At 63.9% G+C, this 15851-nt stretch carries 17 protein-coding genes; 4 read left to right on the forward strand and 13 right to left on the reverse strand.

The genetic code is table 11. From position 1 onward, the window contains the following. Positions 1 to 274 precede the first annotated feature (274 nt). Positions 275 to 1138: a sulfurtransferase gene (locus tag EA473_RS13080; RefSeq protein ID WP_124196100.1), complete on the reverse strand. Its 864-nt coding sequence runs from the start codon at positions 1136 to 1138 to the stop codon at positions 275 to 277. Positions 1139 to 1420: 282 nt separating this feature from the next. On the opposite strand from EA473_RS13080, the gene EA473_RS13085 reads away from it, so the two are divergent. Next, the gene (locus EA473_RS13085; protein ID WP_124196101.1) at positions 1421 to 2215 is read left to right on the forward strand and encodes a sulfurtransferase; all 795 of its coding nucleotides are present in this window, start codon (positions 1421 to 1423) and stop codon (positions 2213 to 2215) included. Between the two features lie 126 nt (positions 2216 to 2341). On the opposite strand, the gene EA473_RS13090 is transcribed toward EA473_RS13085, so the two are convergent. Then, on the reverse strand, positions 2342 to 2959 hold the full coding sequence (locus tag EA473_RS13090) for a metal-dependent hydrolase (protein ID WP_124196102.1): 618 nt from the start codon (positions 2957 to 2959) through the stop codon (positions 2342 to 2344). Between the two features lie 338 nt (positions 2960 to 3297). On the opposite strand from EA473_RS13090, the gene EA473_RS23395 reads away from it, so the two are divergent. Then, positions 3298 to 3648: a DUF7344 domain-containing protein gene (locus EA473_RS23395; RefSeq protein WP_449289216.1), complete on the forward strand. Its 351-nt coding sequence runs from the start codon at positions 3298 to 3300 to the stop codon at positions 3646 to 3648. Between the two features lie 245 nt (positions 3649 to 3893). Here the strand turns inward: EA473_RS23395 and EA473_RS23245 are convergent, their stop codons facing one another. From EA473_RS23245 to EA473_RS13145, 11 genes are all read right to left on the reverse strand, one after another. After that, positions 3894 to 4328 carry a PAS domain-containing protein gene (locus tag EA473_RS23245; RefSeq protein ID WP_124196167.1) on the reverse strand — a complete coding sequence of 145 codons (435 nt, stop codon included), beginning with the start codon at positions 4326 to 4328 and terminating at the stop codon, positions 3894 to 3896. Positions 4329 to 4446: 118 nt separating this feature from the next. Then, entirely contained in the window at positions 4447 to 5337 is an 891-nt protein-coding gene (locus EA473_RS13105) for a CPBP family intramembrane glutamic endopeptidase (RefSeq protein ID WP_124196104.1), read from the reverse strand. Positions 5338 to 5427: 90 nt separating this feature from the next. After that, positions 5428 to 6273 carry a hypothetical protein gene (locus EA473_RS13110; protein ID WP_124196105.1) on the reverse strand — a complete coding sequence of 282 codons (846 nt, stop codon included), beginning with the start codon at positions 6271 to 6273 and terminating at the stop codon, positions 5428 to 5430. Positions 6274 to 6602: 329 nt separating this feature from the next. Beyond that, positions 6603 to 7937, reverse strand: coding sequence for an MFS transporter (locus EA473_RS13115; RefSeq protein WP_124196106.1), 1335 nt, complete (start codon positions 7935 to 7937; stop codon positions 6603 to 6605). A 207-nt stretch (positions 7938 to 8144) separates the two neighbouring features. Beyond that, a complete protein-coding gene (locus EA473_RS13120; protein ID WP_124196107.1) occupies positions 8145 to 8366 on the reverse strand; it encodes a DUF7130 family rubredoxin-like protein in 222 nt (73 codons plus the stop codon). 79 nt (positions 8367 to 8445) lie between these two features. Then, positions 8446 to 9303 (reverse strand): hypothetical protein, encoded by an 858-nt coding sequence (locus tag EA473_RS13125; RefSeq protein WP_124196108.1) that lies wholly within the window; start codon positions 9301 to 9303, stop codon positions 8446 to 8448. 132 nt (positions 9304 to 9435) lie between these two features. Next, positions 9436 to 10269, reverse strand: a complete 834-nt coding sequence (gene panB / locus EA473_RS13130) for a 3-methyl-2-oxobutanoate hydroxymethyltransferase (RefSeq protein ID WP_124196109.1) — start codon at positions 10267 to 10269, stop codon at positions 9436 to 9438. A 140-nt stretch (positions 10270 to 10409) separates the two neighbouring features. Beyond that, on the reverse strand, positions 10410 to 10694 hold the full coding sequence (locus tag EA473_RS13135; protein ID WP_124196110.1) for a hypothetical protein: 285 nt from the start codon (positions 10692 to 10694) through the stop codon (positions 10410 to 10412). A gap of 88 nt (positions 10695 to 10782) precedes the next feature. Further along, positions 10783 to 10905, reverse strand: coding sequence for a hypothetical protein (locus tag EA473_RS23075; protein WP_279387661.1), 123 nt, complete (start codon positions 10903 to 10905; stop codon positions 10783 to 10785). A 325-nt stretch (positions 10906 to 11230) separates the two neighbouring features. Continuing rightward, the gene (locus EA473_RS13140; protein ID WP_124196111.1) at positions 11231 to 12754 is read right to left on the reverse strand and encodes a dihydrolipoyl dehydrogenase; all 1524 of its coding nucleotides are present in this window, start codon (positions 12752 to 12754) and stop codon (positions 11231 to 11233) included. A 261-nt stretch (positions 12755 to 13015) separates the two neighbouring features. Continuing rightward, positions 13016 to 13237 (reverse strand): type II toxin-antitoxin system HicB family antitoxin, encoded by a 222-nt coding sequence (locus EA473_RS13145; protein WP_124196112.1) that lies wholly within the window; start codon positions 13235 to 13237, stop codon positions 13016 to 13018. A gap of 137 nt (positions 13238 to 13374) precedes the next feature. Here EA473_RS13145 and EA473_RS13150 point away from each other — a divergent pair, with 137 nt between their 5' ends. Beyond that, positions 13375 to 14757, forward strand: a complete 1383-nt coding sequence (locus tag EA473_RS13150; protein WP_124196113.1) for a signal recognition particle protein Srp54 — start codon at positions 13375 to 13377, stop codon at positions 14755 to 14757. Between the two features lie 77 nt (positions 14758 to 14834). Next, entirely contained in the window at positions 14835 to 15797 is a 963-nt protein-coding gene (locus EA473_RS13155; RefSeq protein ID WP_124196114.1) for a hypothetical protein, read from the forward strand. Positions 15798 to 15851 lie beyond the last annotated feature (54 nt).

Raw genomic sequence — 15851 nt, forward strand, 5'->3', positions numbered from 1 at the left:
AACACGTATAGTTGTGCTCTCGACCGTGCCCGATAGGGGTTCGACGGATCTGGCGGCTTGCTGTACCGGTGTGTCATACGGGTTACTGTCCCTGTGTACCGGCGCACTCGCGACCCGGTCTGCGGGTGCGCCGGCAATGACGTACAGTAAACCGTATCAGTGGACCGCAGACGGGTTCCGGTCCCACCGGTGATGAGCGAAAACAGACCGCTTCTTTCGGCGAGTTCGACTCGAGACGTCGAGTCGTTCCGCTACGAGACCTCCTTTGCGTTGCTCACTCGGCCTCGCCTGTCTCCACCGGGGCGTTCACCAGATTCCCCCACTCGGTCCAGGAACCGTCGTAGTTGACGGCGTCCTCGTAGCCGAGCAGTTCGTGCAGGGCGAACCAGGCGACCGACGATCGCTCGCCGATTCGGCAGTAGGCGACGGTCGTCTCGCCGCCGGTGATGTCCTCCTCGGCGTACAGCTCCTCGAGTTCCTCGCGGTCTTTGAAGGTACCGTCGTCGTCGGTGACCGCGGCCCACGAGATGTTCTTCGCACCGGGGATGTGGCCGCCGCGCTGGGCGGTCTCCTGCAGTCCTGGCGGGGCGAGGATCTCGCCGCTGAACTCCTCGGGCGAGCGAACGTCGACGAGCGGCACGCCGCGCTCGATCGCGTTCTCGACGTCCTCGCGGTAGGCGCGGATGTTCTCGCGCGGGCCGGCGGCGTCGTACTCGACCGCCGAGAAATCGGGTTCCTCGTCGGTCGTCGGATAATCGTTCTCGAGCCAGTACTCGCGACCGCCGTCTAACAGGTAGACGTCCTCGTGGCCGTAGTACTTGAGCTGCCAGTACGTGTAGGCGGCGAACCAGTTCGAGTTGTCGCCGTAGAGGACGACTGTGGAGTCCTCGCTGATGCCGTGGCTGCCCAGCAGTTCCTCGAGGTCCTCGGTCGAGAGGACGTCGCGTCGCGTCTGGTCTTGTAGTTGCGTCTCCCAGTTGAAGCCGATCGCGCCGGGTGCGTGGGCCTCTTCGTAGGCTTCCGTGTCGACGTCGACCTCGACGAGTCGGAGGCCGGCGTCGTCGCTTTGGAACTCCTCGAGTCGGTCCTCGACCCAGTCGGCGGTGACGAGTACGTCGTTGGCGTATTCTGTTGCCATACTCGACCGGACGGGTGGAACGGTCATAGTGGCTCTCGATGCGGACAATTCGGACGCCGCTCGACCGTCGCGGAGAGGGTTGCCGCTACCTCGGACGGCGGGCCGACGACCGAGATCGCCCGCCCTCCACGCCGAGCGTTTTATAGCCACCACCGTCACGCGTGTGTTTCGAAACGCCAACGTATTCGGCCGGCGGGGGCAAGTATTGCCACCAGCTCGGTACCCAGGGGAGACGTGCCGGGAACGGTGCGTTATCGGCGGTCCGGAGCCACGGATCGATCGATGGACGAATCCGTCGTCGTCTCGCCGGACTGGGTGGCAACGCGACTCGAGGAACCGGGAGTTCGCATCGTCGACGTCAGAGACCCCTGGGAGTACGACGGGATCGGCCACGTGCCCGGTGCGGTCAGCGTCCCGTTCGACAGCTACCGCGACGAGAGCGACGTCGACCGCGGCACGCTTCCGGGCCCGGCGGCGTTCGGCGAACTGTTGTCGGGCGTTGGTATCGCACCCGACGACACGGTCGTCGCCTACGACGACACGCACGGTGTCTTTGCAGCCCGGTTCGTGCTCACCGCCCTCGAGTACGGCCACGACGACGTCCGCCTGCTCGACGGCGATTACAGCGCCTGGAACCGCGCCCACGAGACGACGACCGACGAGCCCGACCTCGAACCGACGGCGTACGAACCCGATCCGCTCGCGCGCGAGGAGAGTCCGCTGGTCGGGCTCGAGGCGGTCGAGGACGCCTTAGCGCGCGATGCGCTCTTCGTCGACACGCGCGAGGAACACGAGTTCGCGGAGGCCCACCTCCCGGGTGCCGTCCGATTCGACTGGCGCGAAGTCGTCGACGACGAGACGCGACGGCTGAAATCGGGGGGCGAACTCGAGGACGTACTCGCCGCGTACGGCATCAGCCGCGATCGCGAGATCGTCCTCTACTGCAACACCGCCAGACGGATCAGTCACACGTACGTCGTCCTTCGGGCGCTCGGTTACGACGATGTCGCCTTCTACGAAGGGAGTCTGACGGAGTGGCTGGCGAACGACGGCGAGGTCGAGACGGGACTCGATTGATCCGGCGCGAACGGGCCGTCTGCCGGTCGTGTGTGCCGAACTTCGTCGCTCACCGTCTGGGACTCGTCGAAACCCTCGAGCGGCGATCTATTTCTGGCCATCGAGCGTGTATCCACCAGAGCCTGTTCACCGATTTTGATCGGCGGGTCTCCAACTCGCGACTCGACGGAAAAGTCGCTTCAGTTCCACGAGACACTCACGGAAGACAGGAGCACCATCGTACAACCACAGCAGCAATGTAAAGACTCCCATCCCGATCTGAAGCCAGATATACGTCGAGAGATCGCCCGCAAGTAACTCTCTCTGGTATCGCGCGAATAACACCACAAATTCGTCGACGAACCCGTGATGGTGTCCGTGGGTTTCTCCACGGGCGATTGGCCAGAGCAAGATCCCGAAATCGAGTTCACCGCTCCCTCTCACGTAGCCGTCGATCACGTCGGCCGGAAGATGGAGGAGATAGCCTATCCCGAAGGCGATCCCCGCTTGTGAGTGCCCACGTGATCGCGCAACCATTCCGACGACGATCGTCAGTGGGACGGCAAAGAAGATCGAGTGTCCGAGGGCGTATCCCGTCTCGAAGACGCCGAACTCCCACGCCAGTGGTTTATCGATGATATCCGGAAGTACGGAGCCGAACACAACCGCGAACGCTTCGAGTCCGCCGGGCGAATCGCGGTAGTACAGGTGGCAAAACAGTGAGTATACGAGGTAACCCATGATTGCGTGTTCCCATGGCCACATAACCGAAGACAGCCCGATTTCGATAGTAGTTATTCTTCACATAATCGCCGTACTCCGCGTACTCTCGGCCCAGAATTATAATCGCCACTGCACGTCGATGCACACCCGATCGCCAGACGGATCGGCGATCGGTGTGTGAATCATTTCAGTTGTTACTATAGAAGAGGAGTTCAGCACGACAGCTACGTCATTTCACGTCAAAGTCGGTGCCCACACGAGCAGAAGAGCTGGGAATCGAACATATCATAAGAAGGGAGCCAGTGTGTGCAAGCATACCAAAACGGTTAGACAGCACCGCTTTGACCCTCTGAGACTCTACACCAAATGGGATGGACCAGATGGAGTCATTTCGTATCCTCGCCAGCGCTGATCGGCAGTTGGTACTCCACGAGTTAGTCGAGAGAGACGAGTCGATCTGTATAGAGGAACTCTCACGAAAGGTGGCCGCTCGGCGACATCAAATCTCCTCCCAACGAATCAACGATACGAAGGTTGAACGTGCCCAAATCCGATTGGTTCATGATTCCCTGCCACAGCTACAAGAGAAAGGGGTTACCAACCTGAATTGGGCGGAGAACGAAGTTTCACTCGCCAGGGAACCAAAAGTAGAGCAACTGTTCGATGCTGCCGAAGAGTTAGAAAGTTGGCCTCCGGATGATTTGCTGGAACATCCATCTCGTAGAACGTAGTTCACCTGTTCCGAGCACCGACTGCTTTCGCGGAGTGGTCTGAACCACGTACGACGTTCGCGGCCCGTAGTCATCGGACCGGCTGTCTCAACTGCTGACGGTTTCAATGGAGTCGGTTCGTCGCTTCGCTCGAGGGTCGTGGGAATCCGGCCGGTCCGGAACGGACGATCGGGTGCGGAGACATCATCACAGCTGACCGCATCGAGAAGCCGTTGCTTGCTGACCAGCCGATCGGTGACGAGCAATTATCGAGATGTCCACACCGCTGACGGTCCCGTCGGGGACGAGCAGCGCGATCCGCAGGTCACAGGAGATGACGTCGCAGTCGGCGTTTCGACGATGATCTCGTGCGCTTGGACGGGATCGTCGTGATCTCCCGCCTCGAGTCGCCGCCGGAAACCGCGTTCGATGCGCTCGACGGACGCGTCGTCGAGGGCGACCGAGACGTGCTCGCCGAGCAGGTCGTCGCGATCGTACCCCGTCGTCTCGAGGATCGTCTCGTCGACGCCGACGAAGCGGCCGCGGGCATCGAGTTGATAGGTGCCGTCGCCGACCGCGTCGACGAGCGCTCGAATCCCGCGAGCGCGTCCGCGTCGTCGACGTGGCCCCAGACGGAATCGTCGCCGGATCGTGCTCGGTCGCTCATCGACACAGTAGTGGTCGGCGACCGAGATAAGGATCCGTGTCGGTAATTCGAACTATCGGGTCGATGGAGGTGTGCTCGTTTCCGAGGCGGAACGGACCGGGTCGGCATCTCGCGACGTGCCGGACGGGCGAAGCTACCTCCCGGACCGAGCGTCAGTTCGTCCGCTCGAGCGCCCACTCGGGAAGTGGTCGCGGAACGTCCCGCCCCCGGAGCGATCTCGGACCCCAGCCGACGACGAGGACGACTGCGACGAGCGCTGTTCCGAGGTGGACGATCGGGTAGAGTTCCGGGCTGAAGCCCATCAGTTCGCCGGTCAGGTTGCCGCTGAAGTGGAGCGCGATCACGGCGAGGACGCTCCGTCGAGTGTTGTTGTAGACCCACGTTCCGAGAATCGCGGTCAGTACGATGCTCGGCAGCCACCACCAGAGCGCCGGCTGGAACGTCGCGGCGGCGAAGTAGTCGGCCACGAAGACGAGCGGCGCGTGCCACGCGGCCCACGCCGTTCCGAGGACCAGGCTGGCCGTGAGGGCGCTCCACCGCGCCTGAAGCTGGTCGAACCAGTAGCCCCGCAACCCGATCTCCTCGACCGCGGGAAACGCGAGCGCGACCGCGAGCAGGCCGACCACCGCGACCGGATCGAGCAGTCGATCGGCGGTCGCGAACTCGAGCGGCGTCGACGTGATTCCGGCCGCGACCGCGACTGCCGCCATCGCGAGGGTAAACAGCGGATAGAACAGGAGCGCGATCAGCCACCACCGCAGGCCGATTCGGGCGCGCTCGAGCAACCGTCGTCGCAGGTCGCGATAGCCTCGACGTCCCTGCCTCATCCACAGGAGAAGTAACCCCGCGAGCAGCGGGCTCGCGCCCCCGACGAGGAAGAGGACGACGTTCGGAACCGACCAGACGGACTCCCCCGACGCGACGACGGGGAGCCACCACAGGTAAGCCCAGCCGAGGTAGAGCGCCGGAAACCCCCACGGGGAGACGGCGCGAGCCGCCGACTCGAGTCGCGTCCCTCGTCGACGAGTCTTCCCACGCTCCATGCCGAAACGTAGGTCGGTCCGCTGCAAAAGGGGTGCGTCTGCCCGCACCGGTTCGGTGGAATCGATTCGGTTGGATCCGATCGATGGCGGTTACGGTTCGGGATCGGCGGCCGGTTCCGACCCCCTCGAGTCGGTTCGGTCGACGTACTCCGCGAGGCCGACGAACGCGACCGCCCAGACGATCACGGCGAGTGCGGCGACGGGGCCGAGGCTCGAGCCCTGCTCGAGACCCGGGAACGCGAGCGAACTCGCGGCGAAGAGGGCGGCTATCGCGGCGGCGGCGTACGCGAGGGCGCGCCATCCGACCGGCCGGAGGGCCGCCAGGAGCGCGAAGAGGCCGATCGACACCAGCGCGAAGGTCATGAACTCGTAGTGGCCGAACAACACGTGTTCGTCGCCCAGGGTCGCGTGGCTCGCGTACTCGCCGACAGCGACGACCGCGAACCCGAGCGCGCCGACGATCGCGAGGCCGAGCAGGCGTGTATCCGCCCGCTCGAGGCTCGGGACGAGTTGGTCGCGAGCGGGGTGCAAGGCGGCGATGACGAGCACCGGAACGAGGAACACCAGTAGTCCGCCGGCCGCCGCAGGGCCGGACGCGACGAGCGTGACGACGAACGCCGCGATCGCGAACGTGACCGCGGCCTGGAGCGCCCCGACCCGCTTCGCCGGTCGGTACAGCTGGACCGCGATCGTCGCGGCGAAGACGGTCAACATCCCACCGATCATCGCGTGGTGAACCCGGTGTCCGGGGAACGCGTACTCCGATCCCCACGCGGTAGCGGCCATCGCCATCGATTCGTTGAGCGCGAAGACGAGGAACGCGAGGAACCCGGCCGTGACGAGGTAGAACGCGGGCTTTCGAACGCGGCCGGTCCCGTACCTGGTCGATCGTCCGATTCGGGTACCGACGCTGGTCGCCGATGACGCGAGGCTCATCCGACACCTCCGCCGAGTGATAACTCCACTGTCGATACTGTCTGCTGAGAGATCGTTCTCGGGATCATTGTGATCGAAACTAGTACGCCTTATCACACGATAAACATATCTCAGGAAATTACGATTGTCCGGGATTCAGCCGGACGGATCGTTCCGCCCGGAGTTGTGAGCGTCAGTCGTCGGGGACGATCGATTACATCACGTATTTGCCACCTAGTCGGCGGCTACCCGTGCCAGCACGGAGCGGTTCAGGAGTGACGAGCGAACTCCGACCGGGTGTAGCGCGCCGGCGATCGGAGCGGATCGGCAGACAGTCGGTCGCGTGGCGCTCACCGGTAGGCGTCGAACTCCTGTCCGTAGATCGCGAAGTAGGCGACGCCGATCAGGCCGACGACAGAGGCGATCGTGAACGAAACTTCCGGATCGACGAACTGCCAGAGGAAGCCGCCGAGGACGCCGCTCGGGATCACGATCGCGCCGCGGACGAAGTAGTACGAGCCGGTCACTCGTCCCCCGGCACCCCGTTCTGCGGGCCCGACGATCAGGGCCTTGTGCGCGGGGAGTCCGGCGAATCGCAGCCCCGAGAAGGCGAACAGCGCGATCAGGAGCCACGTCTGGTCGGCGGCTGCGACGAACTGCGGGGTGAAGATCAACAGGATCGGAAAGGCCGCGTAGACGAAAAAGCCGAGCCCGACGATCGGTTTGAGGCCGACTCGCTCGGCGAGCTTGGCCGCGGGAGCCATCGTGAGCAGCGCGACCAGCATCTCGATGCTCAGGAGGACGGCGAAAAAGGCGGCGGGCGAGAGGTCGATCGTGCCGACGACGGGAAGCGTCGCAGTCAGTCCGATCTCGAACACCTGCGTGATCACCAGGATGAAGAAGGCGTACACCATCCCGTTGGCGAACCTGATGAACGTGTCCGCGACCAGCAGCGGGCGAAGCGCGGCGGGAAGCGCCCGCAGATCGTCGACGATCTGTCCGAAGCCCTGGAACTCCTTTCCGACGGTGTCCTCGTCGGCCTCGTACAGCCAGTGCTGGACGAACGTACCGAAGAGGGCGAAGACGATCCCGAGGACGAGCACCCACAGGAATCCGGGCATGAGCTGGTCGGCGACGAGGACCGCCACGATCAGCGGGGCGATGAGGAACGCGGTCCGGCGGAACGTCTCCGTGCTGGCGAACCCTCGAGCCAGCCGATTTGGCTCGGTCGCCTGCTTGACGATGGCGTAGTGGCCGCCGATGCCGAAGGACTTCCAGCACTGGGCCAGCAGCAGGCCGACGAAGATCCAGACCCACGGCTCGAGGACGATCACGCCGAGGTCGGTCGCGGGAACGTAGTTGGCGGCCAGCCAGATGCCGAAGCCGAACGTCGAGAGGAAGCCGAAGACGGTCAGGGCGTACCGCGAGCCGACGCGGTCGGAGACGACGCCGCCGTAGTAGGGGTAGACCGCCCCGATGACGTTTCCGAGCGTCGCGAACACGCCCACGACGAAGCCGGTCGCGCCGAGATAGAACAGGTACTCCGGGAGAAACCGGTTGGTCATCTGGAAGCCGAGACTGAACGCAAACATCGCCAGCGAGAGCACCATCACGTCCCGCTGGAGGGAGAAAAACTGCCGGAACGCGTCGAGCGGACCGGGGACTTCGGCTCGCTTCTGTGACATACGGTACCTCGTTCGAACTGGAAGAAAAATCCGGTGGCAGTGGCAACTCCTGGTTCGGGTCGACGCGTCGTCGCGTTCCCGGCGGATGATGGTGGCAGTCGAACGACGTTCTCACAGCTTGTCCCGACCCGCAGGCTGGCTGCTCACGATCCCGAAGGCGAGTAATCTTCGCCCACGCAGCCGGTCAATTTTCGCCCACGCAGCTAGTCAGTCCTCCTCCCAGTAGTACAGTTCTTCTCTCGGCGCAGCACACGACGGACAGGTTTCGGGCAGTCTCTCCTCGAGTCGCCCCATCTCGCCGCAGTTCCAGCATCGCCACATGCTGACCCCGCGGCCGGCGGAATCGAGCGGTTCGCCGATGGGAATCTCCGTCTCCTCCTTGTTTCTGAGTTCGTCTCGGCCTCGGCGGCGCTCGCGTTCGTAACGCATAGTGATGCCCGTACGACTCGAGGAGTGTTAAATGGTAACAGTGGTCGTTCATCGTGACTGATCGGACCGCTGATACCGTTCACACCGCGGTGTAGCGCACTCGTTCGTGGCCCTCGCCAACGACGACGACGAGTGTCGGCTCCGACCGGGTGACGTCGCAGTCCTCGCCGCGTTCGACGGCGAGCGCGAGGTCGTCCGTCCCGGCGTCGAGGGCGAACTGGGCCGTGAGGTCGGCGCTGTACGCATCGTTTCCGCCGACGGCCTCCGGCTGCTGGTAGCTTCCCGGGTCGTACCTCACGTGTACGCGTTCGTCCGCGATTTCGTCCGTCCCGACGACGCAGCCGCGTACGGAGGGCATATCGAGCGGTCGAGTGAAGACGAACTCGTTCGTCGCCGTAACGGTCCCGAGGTGCGTGTCGACTCGAACCGGGCTCTCGTCGTCTGTGACGTCGTCGGGGGCGGCGACGGTGACGCGCTCCTCGAGGTCCGCCTCGTACGTGATACCGCCGCCGGCGACGTCGGCTCCGACGAGGACGAGGCTGACGGCGAACAGGGCGACGACGACCAGGCCTGCGGTCTTGAGAGGGACCGTCAGCCGGTACTCGCGGACCCCGTAGCCGAGGCCGATAAACAGGGCCGCAGAAACGGTGAGGACCAGAAAAATCCCCGTCTCACCGAACTCGTAGCGACTGATCACGTACCACAGGAAGACGGCGTAGGAAATCGCCGCGAGCGAGAACGCAACGACGTCGAGGACGTCGCGCTCGAGGACGAGTCCGGCGAGAAAGAAGGCGACGAACAGGACGAACAGCAAGGCGGCGGTCACCGTGATCGAGAGGCCGAACACCACGTCGCGAACGAAGTAAAGCAGCGCACCGACCGCGAACGCGATACCGAGCGCGTACAGTACCTTCCCGGCGTCGAGGTCGAGATTCATGGAGGGTATCTATACATTTCAGTCGGCTTCAATGAGCATTGCGGTGCTGGTCAACCGCCTCGGGGTCACACATACCGGCGAGGCAGTCGTGGCTGTTTACTCGCCGTCGTCGATATGGCAGGTCGCGGCCGTTCACTCCTCGTCGTCGATCACATCGAAAACCTCCTCAGAGGCGGGGAACGCGCCACTTCGAACGTCGTCTACGTAGGATTCGACCGCCTCTCGGACAATCGAGTTCAGGTCGGCATACTGCCTCGAGAGCTTGTACGACTTCTGACTCAATCCCAGTACGTCAGTGATGACGAGTACCTGTCCGTCTACATACCGTCCCGCCCCGATTCCGATAGTCGGCACGTCTACTGCGTCGGTGACTTCCTTTCCGGTTTCTTCGGTGACGGCCTCGAGGATGATCGCGAAGGCGCCGGCCGCTTCCAGTTGCTTTGCCGTCTCCACCAGCGCATCGACCGTGGCCGAACTTCCGTCGCCCCGTCCCTGTACGTAGCCTCCGCCGATCTGGTTCATTCGCTGGGGGGTCAATCCGATATGACCGACGACGGGCATTCCGAGTTCGGTGAGCCGAGAGACGATTTCGATGGTCGTTTCCCCGTAGGGTGCCGTCTCCAGTTTCACGGCGTCGGCCCCTGCTTCCTTCATAAATCGGCCCGCGTTCGTGACTGACTCTTCGATCGACGTTCCGTACGATAGAAACGGCATATCGCCGATTACCATCGCCTCTTCTACGGCCCGGTCGACGGCGGCAGTGTTCGACAGCGATTCCTCGAGCGTCACCGGCAACGTGTCGTCGTATCCGAGGTGATTGTCACCGGCACTGTCTCCGACCAGAATCATATCGACGCCACCGCTGTCGACTTGCCGGGCGATCGGCGCGTCGTACGCGGTCAACATCGTGAGGGGCTCTTCGTTTTCGTACTTCTCACCGATGTCCGGAATTGACGTGCGGCCCATATCGACTGATTCTCACATACCACCGTATACCGTTCGCTCTCGGTCTGGCGCACACCGGTCGAACCGACGCGGCCGCCGGGACGGTCGACAGTCGCCGAAACACGTGGCCGGATTTCCGACGGGTCGTCCGCCACTCGATTTCACCGACTCCTGTCGAACTCCGTCTCGAGTATGCGGTAGCGATACGAGCCACTGTATCCTCGAGACCACTTCTCCAGGTACGGGCGACTTTCACAGAACATCCCGAAGAGTTCGAGCGAGAACCGGTCGTCGATGTCGGATTTCACCCCGCTGTACAGATCCCGTGATTTAACGTACGGACCTCGAGTCGGGTGCTCGAGGTACGCGGTTTTCAGGTGGGATCTGACGACCTCGTCAGTGGTCTCGAGGTCGAACTCCCGCAGCACGTCCGGAACATCACACATCTGTTATGTACCCTCTCTCGTTTCGTATCGTCGTTTCGCCGGTCCGATGGTCCCAGTCCGTCGTGGTCGGTCGAGTCGCCGACGACGGTTACGGAACGCTGAAGACGAGCAAAAAACCGCCGCCGATCACGAACCCTAACCACGCAACAAAGATGACTGCTGCCTGGTTTCCGGTGAGCGACCCGCCGTTGAGGAACTCGGTAACCCCCATTACTCACTCGGAGGGATCGCTCGGTAATTGTGGTCGACGCCGGTTCCCAGTTTCCGGGAAACGGCTCACTATTGAATTCGAATCGGTCCGTCACAGTACGGAGTGAGCGAGTGACGATCTGGGGTTTCATACGGATTGCCGTACCCGTGTACCGGAGCGACCGGCTCCGTTCTGCGGTCTCTCCGGTAATGGCTGACAGCAGTCCGTCTCAGGTACGATCGTCGGCCGAACGGAGGCGTTTCGTCGGATCGCGTGCTCGATCGAGCGGACCGATTCGATCGGTCCGCCCCGTGGTTCCACCGGGACATCGGTACACCAGCCCGTCTCAGCCGCCGACGTCGCGCCAGTCCGGTGCCGTCGAGTACGGGTTCGTCGATAACTCGTCGAACGCAGCGTAGACGACCTCCGAGAGCGCCGGGTGGACGTGAACCGGCTCCGCAACGTCCTCGACGGTCCCCTCGCCGCGCTCCATCGCGACCACGACCTCCTGGATCAGGATCGACGCCTGCGGGCCGACGACGTGACAGCCCAGGATCTCGCCGTCCGGCGACGCGAGCGCTTTCACGAAGCCGTCTGTCTCGAGGACGACCCCGAGCGGCGCGACGTCGAACGGGACCGTCGCCGACTCGTACTCTCGGTCTGTCTCCTCGAGTTCCTCTTCCGTCGCTCCGACGCTTGCGACCTGCGGTGAGGTGAAGATCGCGTGGGGCATCGCATCGTAGTCGACCTCGCGGGCGACGTCTGCGTCGAGGCCGTCACACGCCTCGAGGACGTTTGCCGAGACCACCTGTGTCTCGTAATCCGCGGCGTGTTTGTACGGCTGTTCGCCCAGCACGTCCCCGAGCGCCCAGACGCCGTGACAGGTCGTCTCGAGGGTCGAATCGGTCTCGACGTATCCCCGATCGTCGGTTTTCACGCCCGTCTGTTCGAGGTCGAGCGTATCGGTGTTCGGCCGACGGCCGGTCGCGAGCAGGAGTCGATCCGCCTCGAGGTCGACCGATTCGTCTTCGTCAGTGCCGTTCCCGGACTCGTCTTCGCCAGTTCCGTTTCCGGACTCGTCCCCGCCATCTCCGTTTTCCGTCCGCTCGGCGGTCACGACGACTCCGCCGTCGGTAGACTCGACCGACGACGCTTCGTGACCCGTGTAGACGTCGCAGTATCCCTCGAGCGATTCGGTGACGAATTCGCTGACCGCGCCGTCCTCGCGCGGGACGAGGACGTCGCTGCGGCCGATCAGCGAGACGTCGGTCCCGAGCGCGGCGAAGAAGTAGCCCAGTTCGGCCCCGATGTAACCGCCGCCGACGATCACGAGCGAGTCCGGCTGCTCGTCGAGAAAGAGCGCGTCGTCACTGGTCAGGAACTCGACGTCCTCGAGGCCGTCGATCGGCGGGATCAGCGGCCGACTTCCGACTGCGACGACGACGTGGTCGCCCCGAATCGTGTCCGGATCGTTCTCACCGGAACCGTCTCCGTTCGGATCGATCGCGACCGTCCGTTCGTCGACGAACCGCCCTTCGCCGCGGTACAGCGCCACGCTGTCTGCGTCCTCCAGGCTCCGCTCCTGACGGGCGGCCTTTTCGTAGACCCAGTCGCGGATCGAGGCCGTGAACTCGCCGTAGGCGACTCCCTCCAGCGTGGCCTCGAGTCCGACCTCGGGGGCCCGCCGTAGCTCCTCGGCCACGTCCGCGCGGTGGATCAACGCTTTCGAGGGCACACAGCCCCGCGTGATGCAGGCCCCGCCGAGCGGGCCGCGTTCGATCACGGCCGCCTCGAGGCCGCTGTCGGCCGCGGCGGTCGCGACCTGGCTGCCAGAGCCGCCGCCGATCACGACGACGTCGTATTCCGTCATAGATTACGTAACCACGGACGGCGTGGTAAAACGGCCGTGTGCTGTCGCCGGGCGCTCGAGTCAGACGGATTGGTGTCGCGTTTTTCCGTTGACCGCTCGGACGGGGTCGGCGATTATCGGCTCTGCCGGTGGGGATGGGATGGATGCGGTTGTACGGAAACGACGGTCAGCGCCCGTCTCATACGGATTGGTGCAACTGTTTACCGGAGCGACCGCGGGACGGCACCCGGTGGCTCCGGTACTGACTTGCAGTAAACCGTATCAAAGCCAGTCGTCGCCCGTCTCGTCTTCGGTCGCTTCCCTGTAGGACTCGAGAGCCGCCGCGAGGTTCTCGAGGGCCGCTTCGGGCGTCTGGCCCTGACTCGAGACGCCGGTTACGTCGTCGTCGGCGATGTGGAGGCCGTGGTCGTTTTCGTGTATCGTGACTTCCGCCTCCTCGAGGGCGGGAAAGTCGTCGAGGTCGACGTCGCCATCGGAACTCATGGGTGGGGGTAGATCGGGTCGCGTGAAATACCCTCCGACGCGGCCGGTGAGTTCGTTCGTCCCCGACTGGCCGAGGCGGACGAGCCGTGTCGGCCGTAGAAAAAGCCTTTAACGCCGTCGCCCCGTAGACCGAGCAAATGGTACTCGACGATCTCGGCAGTTCTCTGCGGGGCACTCTCGACAAACTCCGCGGGAAGTCACGACTCAGCGAGGAGGACATCGAGGAGATCGTCAAGGAGATTCAGCGCTCCTTGCTCTCGGCCGACGTCGACGTCTCGCTCGTGATGGAGCTGTCGGACAACATCAAAGAACGATCACTCGAGGAGGAGCCGCCGGCCGGAACGCCGGCCCGCGATTTCGTCCTCAGCATCGTCTACGAGGAGTTGGTCGACCTCATCGGCGAGTCGACGGAGTTGCCCCTCGAGGAACAGACGATCCTGCTCGCGGGGCTGCAGGGATCCGGTAAAACGACCTCCGCCGCGAAGATGGCCTGGTGGTTCTCGACGAAGGGGCTGCGTCCGGCGGTCATCCAGACGGACACCTTCCGTCCCGGTGCGTACGATCAGGCCGAGGAGATGGCCAGTCGCGCCGAGGTCGACTTCTACGGCAACCCCGACAACGACGACCCGGTCGAGATCGCACGGAAGGGCCTCGAGGAAACCAGCGAGGCCGACGTCCACATCGTCGACACCGCGGGTCGCCACGCCTTAGAGGACGATCTGATCGACGAAATCGAGCAGATCGAGGGCGTCGTCGAACCGGACACGTCGTTGCTCGTCCTCGACGCGGCGATCGGACAGGGCGCGAAAGACCAGGCCCAGCAGTTCGACGAATCGATCGAGATCGAGGGCGTCGTCATCACGAAACTGGACGGAACCGCGAAAGGTGGCGGTGCCCTGACGGCGGTCGACCAGACCGATTCGTCGATCGCCTTCCTCGGGACCGGCGAAGAGGTCCAGGACATCGAGCGGTTCGAGCCCAACGGGTTCATCTCCCGGCTGCTCGGGATGGGTGATCTCGGCCAACTCGCAGAGCGCGTCGAGCGCGCGATGGATCAGACCCAGATCGAGGAAGAGGACTGGGACCCCGAGGACATGCTCTCGGGACAGTTCACCCTGAACGACATGCAAAAGCAGATGGAGGCGATGAACAACATGGGGCCGCTCGATCAGGTGATGGACATGATCCCCGGCTTCGGCGGCGGGATCAAAGACCAGTTGCCCGACGACGCGATGGACGTCACACAGGAGCGGATGCACACGTTCAGCGTCATCATGGACTCGATGACCGACGCCGAAAAGGAGTACCCCAAAGCCATCGGCGCGAGCCAGATCGAACGCATCGCGCGCGGTTCCGGCACCAGCGAGGACGAAGTTCGCGAACTGCTTCAGCAGTACAAAATGATGGAAAAGACCATCAAGCAGTTCCAGGGTATGGGGTCGGACCAGGAGATGCAACGGATGATGCAACAGATGCAACAGCAAGGCGGCGGCGGTATGGGCGGGATGGGGCCGTTCTGAACTCCTCGAGTCGATGGCCACCGGCGACGGAAGGCGGCAAATAACTTGAAGCCCCTCGAGTCGCATCGTCGGATCGAATGCAACGGCGACAGTATCTCCTCGGTGGAACCGTCGCGATGGCGGCGGTCGTGGGGTGTCTCGACGACGAAGGGGGCGCGAGCAGTGATGTTGGTGCCGAGGACCGAACCGGTGAACGGGCGTTCAGTCGGGCGGTCGGCGGGTTGAACGACGCGGCGATCGCGCTGCGCGAAGCCGAAGACCTCGATGACCCCGAGTCCGTCGACTTCGATCCGGAGGTGCCGCGAAATCACCTCGAGACTGCACGCGGACACCTCGAGACGGCAGACGAGGAACTCGGCGACGAACGCGGGGCCGACCTCGAGGAACTGCGGACGTACGCGTCCGTCCTCGAGGCCGCGATCCACGTTGCGGCGACCGTCGCTGACGAGACGTTGTTCGACGACGTTGAGGCGGTCGAACGCGCACTGGACGACGATGGCGACCGGTCGGAGGCGACTCTCGTCATCGACGAACGGGAGAGCGACCTCGAGGCGGCCGACGTCCACCTCGATGATGGGAAGGCGGCGCTCGCGGAGATTGACGCGGATCGGTTCGCCGACCTCCCGACGGCCGATCTGGCGGATCTCGAGGCGGGTGTCTCGACGCTCGCGAACGTACTTCGGGCGCAGTCCGCGCTCGCTGCCGGCTACGCGTCGACGCTCGAGGGTGACGACCGTCTCGAGCGTGGGCGAGAGTACGCGGACGACGGGTCTCACGACGAGGCCACCGAGGAGTTTACGGCGGCCAAGGCGGCGTTCGACGAGGCAATTCACACGTTCGACGACGGAGTGGACGACGCCCCGGCCGATCTCGTGGCCGCTCTCGAGACGGGACGGTGTCGAAGCGAGAATCTACACGATGGAGCCGCACACCTGGCCGCGTCGTCGGCTGCTGCGGACGAGGGGAACGTCCGCACCGCACGAAACCGTCAGTCAGACGCCGAATCGGCTTTCGCGGCCGCCGAGGACTGTGGCGAGTAGCGTAGTTCGATCTCGAACGGAAGCCGGATTCGTACGGACTGCTGACAGTCGTTG

It is taken from the genome of Natrarchaeobius chitinivorans, assembly GCF_003841505.1.
In the GTDB taxonomy this organism is placed as follows: domain Archaea; phylum Halobacteriota; class Halobacteria; order Halobacteriales; family Natrialbaceae; genus Natrarchaeobius; species Natrarchaeobius chitinivorans.